Below are 12,829 nucleotides of genomic sequence, written 5' to 3' on the forward strand. Positions count from 1 at the left end.
TGCCGAGGGGAGGCCCTATAAGGGCGTTCTCTATGGAGGGCTGATGATCAAGGATGGGAACCCCTTTGTCCTCGAGTTCAATGCACGTTTCGGAGATCCCGAAGCCCAACCCATTCTGGTGAGGATGAAGAGCGACATCGTTCCTTTGCTTACGGCCTGTATAGAAGGAACGCTCACGGGTATGGAGATCGAATGGGACAGTCGAGCCGCCGTCTGTGTGGTTCTGGCCTCGCAGGGATATCCCGGGCTCTACGAAAAAGGCAGGGTAATCACGGGACTGGACCAGGCCGAATCAGCCGAGGATGTTGTCGTGTTCCACGCCGGTACGGCGTTGCAGGAGGACAGGGTCGTGACCAATGGCGGAAGGGTTCTCGGAGTGACCGCTCTGGGAGAAGGAATCCCTCAAGCCGTCAGGAGAGCCTACGAGGTCTCAGAGAGGATTACCTGGGAAGGGGTGTACTACAGGAAGGATATCGGGGCCAGAGCTCTGGCACGCCTGCGCCAAGATTGCAGCTAACCTACTGGGTCCAGATGCGGGAGGGGAGATATCCCCTCTTTTCCCGGCGGCTGACCTCGATCCAGTAGGGGCTGCCGGGGAGGAGAATCGCCGATGAAGAGGGAAGGAGAAAATCCGTTGGTCGGAATTGTTATGGGCAGTGATTCAGATCTCGAGGTTATGGCAGAGGCCGCTTCGAGTCTCGAGAGCTTCGGGATACCCTACGAGATGACTGTCGCCTCTGCCCATCGATCCCCCGACAAGGTTGGAAGATATGCAAAATCGGCAGTGGCAAGAGGTCTCGAGGTGATCATAGCAGGGGCTGGAGGGGCCGCCCATCTTGCAGGAGTCCTTGCCTCTCAGACGCTTCTCCCTGTCATAGGGGTGCCGGTAGGTTCCACGGCTCTGAGAGGGATCGATTCCCTTCTCTCTACGGTTCAGATGCCGGGAGGAGTCGCAGTGGCAACCATGGCAATAGGCAGGAGTGGTGCGAGAAATGCGGGCATCATGGCGGCGCAGATTCTCTCGTTGAAGTATCCCTGGATCCGGACGAGATTGCAAAGGTACAGGAACAGAATGAAGAGGGATGTCGAGAACAAGGACAAGGCTCTTGGAAAGGCGGAGAAGTGACCCCCTCTCGTATCCTGAGGTTGAGCCACCTTCACACCGATGCATGGCCAATGGAGGAGATAGCGAGGCTCCTCCGAAAGGGTGGGATAATCGCCTATCCGACTGAAACGGTCTACGGGCTGGGTGTGGATGCCTTCAACGAAGCGGCGGTGGGAAGACTTTTCGAGCTGAAGTCGAGAGCCCCCAAGAAACCGGTCTCCGTGCTTGTGAGAGATCAGGATATGCTCGATCTGGTGGTGTCCGGTGTCCCGCCCATGGCCAGACCTTTCATGGAAGAGTTTTGGCCCGGGGCTCTTACGATCGTTTTCCCAGCTTCAGACCTCGTTCCCTCGGTCCTTACAGGGCAGACCGGAACCATCGGAGTGAGAATCTCCCCCCATCCCTTTGTCAGGGGTCTCTTTCAGGTCTTTGATTCCCCCTTGACTTCAACGAGTGCCAATATTTCCGGGGGAAGGAGTCTGATGGAACCAGAGGACATTGTCCGCACATTCGGAGGTCGGATCGATCTGGTCATCGACATGCCTGGATCCATGGAAGGCAGGAGTTCAACCCTCCTCGACGTGACAGGGGAGAGACCGAGGATCATCCGGAGAGGAGCGGTCGAGATCGATGGAATCTGAGAACCCTTTTCAGGGCTTCCTGGACTGGATGTTGAGATCCCTCATCTTTTTTCTAAGAGTGTTGCGATTGATTCCGAGGAAAGAGGCCGTGGCGGTTTGGAGATTGTTGTGCCGTTTGAGACTCCACTTGATAACTATCCTCTCCACGAGTCTCACTATGTCAGGGAGAAGGGCACAGTGGGCCTCGGTGCGGGGATCGACCTTTTCGATCATCCGCTTGAGCTTGTCTTCCAGGAGCCTGTCAAGCGGGGTATCTCCCGTCGATTGTTCGGGAACCATCTGGTTGTCGTCTGGAAACGGTACGTCCTTGAAAGCCAAGCAGCTGATTACCTTCAACAGCTTGAGATCCCTCTCCACCGAGACAGTCTCTGGGTAGACCGGATCGGTGCTGAGGACCCCCACGGGCCTTGCCCTGTTCATAACGGGTAAGCAGAGAAGAGAGAGTCCCTTCTCCTGGGGACTTTTGAGGGGAAGCTTGAGTGGTTCTTGCGTCACGCGGCTTAGGACAAGGGGCTTGGCCTCTGCCAGAATCTGCCCGATAATGCCCTGATCGAGCCTCGGAATGTCCCTGGAATCGCCGTAGACCACCTCGAGAATCACTTCCCTTCTCAAAGGCGCTAAGAGAGTAAGTGATCCATACCGTTTCCCAAAGGTCTCGTGGAGTACGTCCATGATATGAAGGAAGCGCTCCCGATGTGTCGGGGGTGGAGTGGACTCCCCGCCGATTTGCCAGAGAAGGTCGAGTTCTCTCAGAGCGGCCTCTTCCCCGTAGTCAGAGGAGTTCTCCGTATAGGGAGGCATGGACTATCTCCGAAGCCGAATGTGGTGGATAAAAGGTCTTAGCTCTCGTGGTCGTCAGCCTCTGGGTTCTCTACGGCGCTGTTTCGGATGGGCAAACCGAACACCAGAGAACGAGACCGGGAAGCATCAGGATCGGTCTTGATGGTATTACAATTCTGGTGGACCTGCAAGAGATTTTTTCCCTGGGAATTCGTGACCCCGGAGGATGGGAACAATGGTGTTCTTCAAGAGTCGGGGAAACCTAGGATCAGGGGTGGAGTTTCGTGAGTTTTCGGCCGAGGATTCTTGGAAGTATATGACTTCAGGATTTTTCCTGTTTTGGCATGAGAACACCCTCGTCCCCTCGCTCCTGAGCTCACGGGGTGACCCTATCAAGGTTCGCGGGTGGGCAGTTCCTGCCCCTTCCCCACGAACACGAATCACGAACACGAATCACGAAGCTGTTGACAAAGGGGCCGGTTTTACGGTAATAATGTGAAACATTTCTTTAATTGTTTTCAGTCTGGCCTTCCTACCGAGTCGGGTGCTTTGTCGGTTTTTTTGTCGGATACTGTGAAAGAGAAAGCCTTGCCACCTGGTTGGAGGATTGAGTCGATGCCAATGAGAAAACCAAGTGAGGAAGAAGAGAAGTGGATCAAGCAACAGGAGATACAGAAGCGAAAGGATAAGGAGGATCTCGCCCTCAAGAAAGCACATTGGATGAAGTGTCCTAACTGCGGGCACGATCTCCAGAAGGCAGCCTATCCGAAGTTTGAATACCTGAAAATGAAGAAATGCGAGAACTGCGAAGGGGTCTGGCTGGACAAGGGGGAACTCGACGTGATCATACAGGTGGAAATCAAGTCTTTTGCGGAAGGAGCTCGCGAGTTGTTCTGGGAGATGACGGAACAGAAGAAAAAATAGTGTGGGAACCTCGAAAGCCGTCGAATAGAGGGGCCGTCCATGGAGGAGATCATGACGGATCAAGCCGTAGGCCGGGACGCTCTGGCAATGCTGAAGACCATCAGCGAGAAAGAGAGAGAGATCCAGGCCATGATAGAGGATGCCAAGGCTCAGGCAGAGACCGAGATCCGGGAAGCCCGGCAAAGGGCGACGGAGATTGTCGAGGAGGCGAGAAGGCGTGCCCTTGACCGGAAGCGGGAGACAAAGGAGAAGCGTCTCCAAGAGGTGCGAGAAGAGGTCCGTCGGGCTGAGGAACAACATGAAAACGACCTGAAGACCATGGCCGCAGAGGCGAGGTCCCGTCTGCCTGCCGCCGTCCAGAGAATCGTGGAGGCTGTCCTGCCCCGTTGAATGAGGGAGACGATGATACTCGATATGACCAAGGTGGAAATCATAGGCAAGAGAGACGATCTCAAGAGGGTGCTCGATTTGATCTACGATATGGGCGTGCTCCACATCGAGGACCTCTCCCACGTGATCAAGAACCCGGAGTTTGGGTTTTCGGAAGTGGAGCTCGATGAGGAGCAGTTGGGAGAGAAAGGGCAACTGGAGGTTCTTCTGGGCAAGTTGAAACATCTCCAGCTTCTCCTTCCACCGCCTGAAAGGGAAAAGAAAAAAGAAGAGGGTTCTCCGGTAAAGAAAGCCCACGTGAAGGACCTCTTCGAGCAATGGACTCCCCGCCTCGATCGACTGACCGAGGAAGTGGGCGCCTTGGTTAAGGAGCGGAACGAGATTCAGGAGAAGCTGGCGGTCATAGCCAGATACGAGGAAGTCTTTGAAGTGTTCACCCCTCTACTTCAGGGTTTCGAAACCCTGGAGGATCACGCGATCATAGGCCTGACCCTCGAGAAGAAGTATGAGGATGCGGTCATGCCTCTGCTCCAGGCGGAGCTGGAAAGGATCACAGGAGGCCAGTTTCATCTGATCCTCAAGGAAGTATCCCGGGACACCTCGGCTCTTCTGCTTCTCATCAACAAGGCTTTTTCAAAAGAGGTGGGGTCGCTGCTCAATACGACAGACATCCACGAGATAAAGATGCCTTCTGATCTGGCCGACCGGCCCTTCAACGAAGCTCTTGATATCCTGAACGAGATGAAATCAGACCTGCCCGAGAATCTGAAAGACTTGGAGGCCAAGATCGGAGAGATCTCAGCGGAATGGTATGGGGTTATCACCGAGCTGCTGGCAGAGGTGGAGGACCAATTGAATATATACAAGGTCTTTCTGAATTTTGCCCAGACCCGGTACACTTTCATGATAGGCGGTTGGCTTCCCACTCGGCACGTTTCGACCCTGAAGAATAGGCTGAGTGAAGAGGTCGGCGAGACGACCATTGTCAATGTTGTACCCGTCGATCGAGAGGATAAGGAGAATATTCCGGTCTGTGTGGTTCACTCTCCCCTTGTCAGACCCTTTGAGAAGCTGATGTCGATCTTCCCTCTGCCGAAGTATGACGCCATCGATCCTACGACTCTCCTGGCAGTGGGATTCCCAATCTTTTTTGGAATGATGCTGGGAGACATTGCCTACGGGCTTATCTTCTTGGGAGCGGCTCTCTTTTTTAGACGGAAGTACCGCACAAAACCCGTCGTCCAAGATGCGATGTACGTGCTCATCGTCTGCTCGATTTCCAGCGTGATCTTCGGCCTCATGTACGGGGAACTTTTTGGTGACTTCGGGGAGCATTTTCTGGGATTGAGACCCTTGTGGAGGGAGCGGCTCAAGGCCATGGTACCTCTGCTCTATCTATCCGTCGGGATAGGGGTTTTCCACGTCTTTCTCGGCCTCATCCTCGGGATAGTCGAGTCCTTCAGGATGCGTTCTCCGAAGCAAGGTATCGCCAGAGCATCCACCATAGGTGTGATATGTGCGATCTTTATTCTCATCAGTTATCTGGCCAGGCTTCTGCCCAGGGAGTTTTTCACGACAGGGATCGTGCTGATTCTGGTCTCGATTCCCCTGTTGATCTACGCTGAGGGATTTGTGGGGATTCTTGAGATCATCTCGGTCATTGGAAACATCCTTTCCTATGCGCGGCTGATGGCTATCGGTATTTCATCGGCCATCATCGCTATGGTGGCGAATTTCTTTGGAGGAGCTTTGGGAAACTTCGTTGTCGCGGCGATCATAGTTTTGCTCCTCCACGCTTTGAACCTTGTGCTCGGCCTTTACAGTCCCACTATTCAGGGACTGCGGTTGCACTACGTCGAGTTTTTCAAACAGTTCTTTCGATATGGTGGAAGGAAATACACGCCCTTTAGCAGGGCGGGGGAGGTAGTGAATCCATGATCACCAAGGGGAGAGACAACGGGGAAAAGGAGGAATATGGGGTGAGAAATCTCAAGAGGCTGTTTGGCGCGGTTTTCCTGATGGTTGTGTCTTCGTGGATCTGGACGGCTTTGATCTACGCCGCTGAGAAGGGCATGGCAAGAGGGGAAACCTCGATCGGCAAGGGTCTCGTCGCCGTCGGTGCGGGCCTGGCAATCGGATTGGGAGGGGTGGCTACCGGCCTTGCCCAGTCAAGGATTGGAGCGGCAGGGGCAGGCGTGATCGCCGAGAAGCCGGAGATGACCGGATTGATGATTGTCCTTCTGGCCATTCCGGAAACGGTGGTCATCCTCGGCTTCGTGATCGCGGCGATCGTTCTTTTCATGTTCTGAGAGGCTGCTTCCGGACGGAAAGTGGAACCGGGCTGCGGGGAGGAACGGGTCCCACCGGATTGCTGCGGGTGTAGACGAGGGGGTTGGTATGGGCTTCGCGGAGTTGCTTGAGGCCATTGAGGCAAAGGGTAGAGAGGAGAGGGAGAGGATCCTTTCCAGGTCCGACAGGACTGCGAAACGTTTGATTGAGGAGGCCGAGGCGAGGGCGAAGGAATTGGCTCAATCGATTCTCGAGGAGGAGGATCCGGAGCTGGAACTGACGAGAACCGGGATCCGGGGGGAATCGGATTTGCGGAAGAAGAGGTCCTTGGTCCAGATGAAGAACGAGATTCTGGAGGAGGCCTTTGAAAGGGCACGAGAAGATTTGTCCAAGATCAGGGAAAGGGGCGATTACGAGTCGATTCTCCAGAAGCTCGGGGACGAGGTTTTGGAGGGCGGAGATGTCGTTGTCTATGTGGACAGGCGGGACGTCCACCTGATCGAGAAGATCCTTGCCTCAAAGGGAATCGAAGCAGAGGTGAAGTCGGGGGAAGACTCTTTCGGCGGCTTGGTAGTCGAAACCAGGGATGGTGCTCTTTCCATCCACAATACCATCGAGTCGAGACTCGAAAAGCTGAGAGAGCCCCTCATAGAGCAGGTGAGCCGGATTCTTTTTGGTGGAGAGTAGTCTCTTCTCTATGCGAATCCGAACGTGCTTCTGGAGAACGACGGCGGACCGAAGACCGGGGGGCCAACCGGTCCAAAGAGGGTGTGTTTGTGAATGACGACTATGCTTATATCAATGCCCGAATCAGGGCGATGAAGAGTCGTCTCCTCGACAGGGCCTTCCTGGAGAAGCTTATGGCCGAAGAGCAGATCCACTCGATCGTGGGACTTCTCCGGGGGACAGATTACGGAAAACACATCGAGGAGGCTCTCACCCTTGAGGTTTCGGAGATCGCTGCCGTCGAAGAGGGTATCAGAAGACGCCTCGCTCAGGTGTATTCCGGGATCTATGCTATGGTGACTGGAGCACCCAAGCGGCTCTTGGGGATCCTTTTGGGCCGATGGGACATATACAACATCAAGACCGTCCTCAGAGGCAAGTTCTCGGGCGAACCTCCAGAGCAGGTGTTGGGCAGTACGGTTCCGGTCTGCAGGCTCACCGAACCCTTGCTGAAGGAGATGCTCAAGCAGCCCGACATCAAGGCTGTGGTAGAGCTGCTGATCACGTGGAACTCCGACTACTACCCTCCGCTCCAGGCCAGCCTCTCAGATGTGTTCGCCACCAACAGCCTGACCGGTATGGAGATAGCCCTGGACAAGTTCTACTTCGAGAGGTCTCTCGGGTTTCTCAAAAGGGGGCTGGACGACGAGAGTACCCGAATGGTAATGGAATCCCTGGGGAGGGAGATCGACATGCTGAACATCCTAGCGGCCTTGAAGATCGTTGCCAATCAGATTCCTCAGGCCGAACGGGGCGGCCTCTTCATCCCGGGAGGGATCGAGATCAAGGCAGAGGATTTTCTGTCTGCAGCATCTAGCCGAGACCTCGAGGAGGCACTCGGGAAGTTTGCCCATACGAGTTACAGGAGCGTTCTGGCCCAGGCAAAGGAGAGATTCTCCGGAAGCGCGGGGTTGCCTGCAGTTGAGAGGCTGCTGGACCGGAATCTGATCGAAAGGGGAGCGGGCATGTTCAGGAGAAATCCACTAAGTATCGCTCCGGTGATCGGATACCTCTGGTTGAAGCTCTGTGAGACGGTGAACCTGAGGATAGTCTGCCGGGCCAAGGTGGCTCATCTGCCTGAGACGCTTATCCGGGAGGGATTGATCTTTGTATAATATGGTGGTGATCACAGACAGAGCAAGCCGGATCGGGTTCCTTCTGACAGGCGTCGAAGTCAAGGAGGCGACTCCGGAGACTGCTGCCGAGGTGCTCAAGGAGACCGTGGAAAGAGGAGATGTCGGCCTTGTAGCAATCAATGAGGACTTTATCAGGGGATTCGACGGTAGGATGATGCGACTCGTCACAGAGAGCGAGGTACCTCTGATTATTCCGTTTCCGCCGGTCGTCTATACGGAAGAGAGGAGAGATGTTGAAGAGAGTTACGCGGCCCAGTTGATCCGGAAGGCGATCGGATACCATATCAAGTTGACCCGGTAGGGACTAACCCCTGTCATATGAGGTTCATCAATGGAAAAACCAAGATCAGGCGTTGTTTCAAAGGTTTCTGGTCCGGCAGTAGTGGCCAGAAACATGTCGGGTGCCAAGATGTACGACATGGTCAAGGTGGGCAAGCTCGGGCTGGTGGGAGAGATCGTCCGCCTTGATGAGGATACTGCGACGATACAGGTTTACGAGGATACCTCGGGGTTGGGGATCGGTGAGGAGGTGATCAACACCGGGAATTCTCTGCTTGTGGAACTCGGCCCTGGTCTCTTGACTTCCATCTATGACGGCATCCAGCGCCCCCTCAGTCACCTGGAGCAGATTTCAGGGGACTACATCGGCCGGGGAATCACGGTCCCGGGGTTGCCCAGAGATAGGGAATGGGAGTTTTCTCCCACCGTAACCAAAGGCGACAGGGTCGAAGGGGGCACAATCATCGGGGAGGTCCAGGAGACACCGGCCATTGTCCACCGGGTGATGGTTCCCCCAGGTGTCTCCGGGACGGTCAGGGAGATTGGGAAGGGTAAGTTCAGGATAGAGGAACCCGTGGGCATGCTTGATGATGAAACCCCTCTTCTGATGCTGCAGAAATGGCCGTCCCGTGTGGGCCGTCCCTATGTCAGGAAACTCGGCTCCACCGTTCCTCTTATCACAGGCCAGAGGATCCTGGACACCATGTTTCCCATATCCGATGGAGGCACGGCCATCGTGCCGGGCGGCTTCGGTACGGGAAAGACCGTTGTGGAACACACCCTGGCAAAGTTCGCAAACACGGACATCATCATCTACGTGGGGTGCGGTGAGAGGGGGAACGAGATGACCGATTTGATCTACGAGTTCCCCCATCTGGTCGATCCGAGGACCGACCTCCCTCTTATGAACAGAACGGTCCTGGTTGCCAATACTTCCAACATGCCTGTGGCGGCTCGGGAGGCTTCCATTTACACCGGCATCACCATGGCGGAGTATTACAGGGACATGGGGTACCGGGTAGGCATTCTGGCGGACAGCACTTCACGGTGGGCCGAGGCACTCAGGGAGATGTCGTCTCGCCTGGCCGAGATGCCTGGCGAGGAGGGATACCCGCCCTATCTGGCCACTCGATTGGCAAACTACTACGAGCGAGGAGGGCGGGTCGTCTGCCTGGGCGGCGACGGCCGGGAGGGATCTGTCACCGTAATCAGCGCCATCTCTCCTCCTGGAGGGGATTTTTCAGAGCCTGTGACCCAGGCTTCCATGAGAATCACCGGGGCACTCTGGGCCCTGGACTCTACCCTGGCGCACGCGCGCCATTTCCCGGCAATCAGCTGGACCCGAAGCTACAGCCTCTATTCGGAGCATCTCAAGGATTGGTTCGCCGAGAACGTGGCCCAAGACTGGGATAGTCTCAGGGAGGAGACGATGATTCTGCTTCAGAAGGAGACGGAACTCCAGGAGGTGGCCCAGCTGGTAGGGTTGGACGCCTTGCCGGATGCGGAACGGCTCGTCATGGAGATGGCCAGATCGGTCAGAGAGGACTATCTGCGCCAGAGCGCCTTTCACGAGGTAGACTGCTTTTGTCCCTTTGAGAAGCAACACGGGATGATCAAAGCGCTCATGGCCTTTTACAGGGAGAGTGGCAGGGCACTTGAAAGAGGCGTTCCTCTGGAGAGCCTCATCGGTCACCCCTTGAGGGAGGAACTCTCGCGGATGAAGGAGATACCAAACGAGACCTTCACCGAGAGGGTCGAGGAGCTCATATCCCGGATAACCAAAGACATTGGAGAACTGTAATGGAATTGGCGACTAGACAATACCGGGCTGTCCACTATATTTCCGGTCCACTGGTCTTTACACGGAGCATCCCCGAGGCGGTTTACGGAGCCATGGTGAGAATTCTTCTCCCCACAGGAGAGGAACGGACCGGTCAGGTCCTGGAGACCTCTGAGGAGAATGTGGTGATTCAGGTGTTGGAGGCCACTGCCGGATTGGATGTCGACTCTACGCGGGTGGTATTCAGAGATGAGGTGGCAAAGATAGGTGTCTCTCTCGACATGCTCGGAAGGGTTTTCAACGGTGCGGGAAAGCCCGTAGATGGGTTGCCTCAGGTTCTGCCTGAGAAGAGACTCGAGATCACGGGATCGCCGATCAATCCTATTTCCAGAGAGAGGCCTGCGGAATTTATTCAGACCGGAATCTCGGCCATCGATGGGTTGAATACCCTTGTGAGAGGGCAGAAACTGCCTATCTTCTCCGGAGCCGGACTTCCGGCCAACGACATAGCGAGCCAGCTGGTCCGGCAGGCCAAGGTGAGAGGCGAAGCAGAGCATTTCGCAGTCGTCTTTGCGGCCATGGGCATCACCCAGAGGGAGGCCTCCTTCTTCATGCGTGATTTCGAGAAGACCGGTGCCCTGGGCCGGACGGTCATCTTCCTCAATCTGGCGGATGAGCCGACGATCGAGAGGCTTCTCACGCCGAGATGCGCCCTGACCGTGGCGGAGTACCTGGCTTTCGAGTGTGACATGCATGTCTTGGTCATCCTCACGGACATGACCAACTACTGTGAGGCCCTTCGGGAGATCGGATCGGCCAGGGAGGAGGTTCCGGGGAGAAGGGGCTACCCCGGATACATGTACACGGATCTCGCCACGATTTACGAAAGGGCCGGACGCATCAAGGGAAAGAAGGGTTCAATCACACAGATCCCTATTCTCACCATGCCCGATGATGACATCACCCACCCTATAGCCGATCTGACCGGGTACATCACCGAAGGGCAGATCGTGCTCAGCCGTGAGCTTCATCGTAAGGGAATCTACCCCCCCATAGACGCTCTTCCGTGTTTGTCGCGGCTCATGAACCAGGGAATCGGCGAGGGGCAGACAAGAGAGGACCATAGGGGCTTTGCCGACCAGCTCTACGCCTATTATGCCAAGGGAAGAGAGCTGAGGCGGCTCGTGGCGATCGTAGGTGAAGAGGCCCTGACAGAACTCGATCAGAGTTACCTGAAACTAGCAGAGGATTTTGAGAGGAGCTTTATCCATCAGGGGTCGGAGGACCGGTCCATGGAACGGACCTTCGACATCGGCTGGGGCCTTCTCTCCCAGCTTCCGCGCGCCGAGTTGAGGAGGATCAAGACAGAACACATCGACCGATACTACCAGGAGGAGAGAAAACCTGTCCAGGCAGTGATCTAGACGGGGACCCGGCCCCGAGTACCCGGGTTTTCAGCGGCCAGGAGGAGTCCAGTCTTGGAAAAGATCAGTCCCACTCGGATGAATCTGCTTCTGAACAAGGCTCAGACCAACCTCGCCCGTGACGGTGTGAGCCTCTTGAAAAACAAGCGCGATGCTCTGGTCAAGGAATTCTTTACCATGGTTAGAGAGATGTTTACGTTTCGGGACGAGCTGGACGAACGTGTCCGAAATGCTGCCGGCACTCTCAACGTGGCACTGGCGGTCGATGGGCCTCATGTGGTGAGGTCGGTAGGCATGTCGACGAGAAGGGAGATTTCCATCGGCATAGAGCGCCGCAATGTCTGGGGTATCCGGGTCCCAGAACTCGAGAAGAAGAGCGTCGTACGGTCGGTAATGGCAAGGGGATACGGGATTCACACGGTTTCCTCGCGGATAGACGATGCGGCAACATGCTTTGAGGGGATTATTAACCTGATTATCACCATGGCAAGCAATGAGGTCAGGGTGAAAAGGGTGGGCGACGAGATCCGCAAGACGACGCGCCGGGTCAATGCGCTCGAACAGGTCGTAATTCCCGGGCTCGAAATGCAGAGCCGATTGATCGAAGGGACTCTGGAGGAGAGGGAAAGGGAGGATCTGTTTCGCCTGAAGAGGCTGAAAAAGATGAGGGAGGCGAAGCGTTAGGGATGGCCAGGGCTGGGCGGCCGGCTCCGGGATAGCTGAGTGGGGCCGAAAAAGGAGGGACAGATGAGACAGGACAAGATACTGATCGTCGATGACGAAGAGGTCGTTGTCGACGCGCTGGAGGGGCTGTTGCTGGACGAGGGCTATGATGTGGTCACCGCGTCCGATGGTGATGAGGCCCTCGAAAAGGTTCGCTCTGAGAGGCCGGATCTGGTTGTTCTGGACGCCCAGATACCGAAGAAGGACGGATTCAAGGTCTGCCGTGAGATCAAGACAGACGAGGATGAATCTATCTCCAAGATCCTCGTAATCATAATCACCGGAGCCTTTACCGACCCGAAGAGCCATGCTCGAGCACTGCTGGTATCCAAGGCGGATGATTTCATCCTCAAGCCTTTCAAGAGCGAGATACTCTGCCACCGCATCAAGGTTCTGCTCCACAAGCGGGACATGATGATGGGGGCGACCTCGTAGTCGGATTCGAGGCTTTTGCCTGCCATTGTCGGCCCCAGTCCCTGGTTTCATCCGATAAATGCCGGCACCGAGACTCGGAGCCTTGCCGGCTCTGACGGAGAAGGCCGGGGGGGATCTGCCTGGATGCCAGGTGACAGATAGGAGGAAGCGGCTATTTTCCTACTGAGACGACTTAGGGTCAAGCTCTTCTACAAACT

Annotated in this window: 15 protein-coding genes; 14 read left to right on the forward strand and 1 reads right to left on the reverse strand. The window is 55.7% G+C overall.

All coding sequences use genetic code 11. The features are described 5' to 3' along the window. The 3 genes from JRJ26_15175 to JRJ26_15185 form a co-directional block, all read left to right on the forward strand. Window positions 1–517, forward strand: a 517-nt coding sequence (locus JRJ26_15175) for a phosphoribosylamine--glycine ligase (protein ID MBW2058829.1), incomplete at its 5' end; no start/stop codon positions are given. A 93-nt stretch (window positions 518–610) separates the two neighbouring features. Beyond that, window positions 611–1,126 carry a 5-(carboxyamino)imidazole ribonucleotide mutase gene (purE, locus tag JRJ26_15180; GenBank protein MBW2058830.1) on the forward strand — a complete coding sequence of 172 codons (516 nt, stop codon included), beginning with the start codon at window positions 611–613 and terminating at the stop codon, window positions 1,124–1,126. Window positions 1,127–1,176: 50 nt separating this feature from the next. Then, entirely contained in the window at window positions 1,177–1,746 is a 570-nt protein-coding gene (locus JRJ26_15185) for a threonylcarbamoyl-AMP synthase (GenBank protein ID MBW2058831.1), read from the forward strand. A 9-nt stretch (window positions 1,747–1,755) separates the two neighbouring features. Here JRJ26_15185 and JRJ26_15190 read toward each other — a convergent pair whose 3' ends face one another. Next, window positions 1,756–2,547: a GAF domain-containing protein gene (locus JRJ26_15190; protein ID MBW2058832.1), complete on the reverse strand. Its 792-nt coding sequence runs from the start codon at window positions 2,545–2,547 to the stop codon at window positions 1,756–1,758. 594 nt (window positions 2,548–3,141) lie between these two features. Between JRJ26_15190 and JRJ26_15195 the strand changes: the two genes are divergently transcribed. The 11 genes from JRJ26_15195 (at window position 3,142) to JRJ26_15245 (ending at window position 12,632) form a co-directional block, all read left to right on the forward strand. Then, window positions 3,142–3,450, forward strand: a complete 309-nt coding sequence (locus tag JRJ26_15195; GenBank protein MBW2058833.1) for a zf-TFIIB domain-containing protein — start codon at window positions 3,142–3,144, stop codon at window positions 3,448–3,450. A gap of 51 nt (window positions 3,451–3,501) precedes the next feature. Further along, window positions 3,502–3,840, forward strand: coding sequence for a hypothetical protein (locus JRJ26_15200; GenBank protein MBW2058834.1), 339 nt, complete (start codon window positions 3,502–3,504; stop codon window positions 3,838–3,840). 12 nt (window positions 3,841–3,852) lie between these two features. Further along, a complete protein-coding gene (locus JRJ26_15205) occupies window positions 3,853–5,778 on the forward strand; it encodes a hypothetical protein (GenBank protein MBW2058835.1) in 1,926 nt (641 codons plus the stop codon). Between the two features lie 134 nt (window positions 5,779–5,912). Continuing rightward, window positions 5,913–6,149 carry an ATPase gene (locus tag JRJ26_15210; protein ID MBW2058836.1) on the forward strand — a complete coding sequence of 79 codons (237 nt, stop codon included), beginning with the start codon at window positions 5,913–5,915 and terminating at the stop codon, window positions 6,147–6,149. Window positions 6,150–6,237: 88 nt separating this feature from the next. Then, window positions 6,238–6,816, forward strand: a complete 579-nt coding sequence (locus JRJ26_15215; protein MBW2058837.1) for a V-type ATP synthase subunit E — start codon at window positions 6,238–6,240, stop codon at window positions 6,814–6,816. Window positions 6,817–6,905: 89 nt separating this feature from the next. Next, window positions 6,906–7,970 (forward strand): V-type ATPase subunit, encoded by a 1,065-nt coding sequence (locus JRJ26_15220; GenBank protein ID MBW2058838.1) that lies wholly within the window; start codon window positions 6,906–6,908, stop codon window positions 7,968–7,970. After that, window positions 7,963–8,292 (forward strand): V-type ATP synthase subunit F, encoded by a 330-nt coding sequence (locus JRJ26_15225; GenBank protein ID MBW2058839.1) that lies wholly within the window; start codon window positions 7,963–7,965, stop codon window positions 8,290–8,292. Before JRJ26_15220 ends, JRJ26_15225 begins: the two co-directional genes overlap by 8 nt. Before the next feature lie 30 nt (window positions 8,293–8,322). Then, entirely contained in the window at window positions 8,323–10,071 is a 1,749-nt protein-coding gene (locus JRJ26_15230) for a V-type ATP synthase subunit A (GenBank protein MBW2058840.1), read from the forward strand. Further along, window positions 10,071–11,474, forward strand: coding sequence for a V-type ATP synthase subunit B (locus JRJ26_15235; GenBank protein ID MBW2058841.1), 1,404 nt, complete (start codon window positions 10,071–10,073; stop codon window positions 11,472–11,474). Before JRJ26_15230 ends, JRJ26_15235 begins: the two co-directional genes overlap by 1 nt. Before the next feature lie 54 nt (window positions 11,475–11,528). Further along, window positions 11,529–12,158 (forward strand): V-type ATP synthase subunit D, encoded by a 630-nt coding sequence (locus JRJ26_15240; GenBank protein MBW2058842.1) that lies wholly within the window; start codon window positions 11,529–11,531, stop codon window positions 12,156–12,158. Between the two features lie 63 nt (window positions 12,159–12,221). After that, window positions 12,222–12,632: a response regulator gene (locus JRJ26_15245; protein ID MBW2058843.1), complete on the forward strand. Its 411-nt coding sequence runs from the start codon at window positions 12,222–12,224 to the stop codon at window positions 12,630–12,632. The last annotated feature ends 197 nt before the right edge of the window (window positions 12,633–12,829 follow it).

The organism is Deltaproteobacteria bacterium (genome assembly GCA_019308905.1).
In the GTDB taxonomy this organism is placed as follows: Bacteria; Desulfobacterota; BSN033; order WVXP01; family WVXP01; genus JAFDHF01.

Coding starts and splice junctions, on each gene's coding strand:
- purE (MBW2058830.1), top strand. CDS start 611: ATGAAGAGGGAAGGAGAAAATCCGTTGGTCGGAATTGTTATGGGCAGT.
- JRJ26_15185 (MBW2058831.1), top strand. CDS start 1,177: ATGGAGGAGATAGCGAGGCTCCTCCGAAAGGGTGGGATAATCGCCTAT.
- JRJ26_15190 (MBW2058832.1), bottom strand. CDS start 2,547: ATGCCTCCCTATACGGAGAACTCCTCTGACTACGGGGAAGAGGCCGCT.
- JRJ26_15195 (MBW2058833.1), top strand. CDS start 3,142: ATGCCAATGAGAAAACCAAGTGAGGAAGAAGAGAAGTGGATCAAGCAA.
- JRJ26_15200 (MBW2058834.1), top strand. CDS start 3,502: ATGACGGATCAAGCCGTAGGCCGGGACGCTCTGGCAATGCTGAAGACC.
- JRJ26_15205 (MBW2058835.1), top strand. CDS start 3,853: ATGATACTCGATATGACCAAGGTGGAAATCATAGGCAAGAGAGACGAT.
- JRJ26_15210 (MBW2058836.1), top strand. CDS start 5,913: ATGGCAAGAGGGGAAACCTCGATCGGCAAGGGTCTCGTCGCCGTCGGT.
- JRJ26_15215 (MBW2058837.1), top strand. CDS start 6,238: ATGGGCTTCGCGGAGTTGCTTGAGGCCATTGAGGCAAAGGGTAGAGAG.
- JRJ26_15230 (MBW2058840.1), top strand. CDS start 8,323: ATGGAAAAACCAAGATCAGGCGTTGTTTCAAAGGTTTCTGGTCCGGCA.
- JRJ26_15235 (MBW2058841.1), top strand. CDS start 10,071: ATGGAATTGGCGACTAGACAATACCGGGCTGTCCACTATATTTCCGGT.
- JRJ26_15245 (MBW2058843.1), top strand. CDS start 12,222: ATGAGACAGGACAAGATACTGATCGTCGATGACGAAGAGGTCGTTGTC.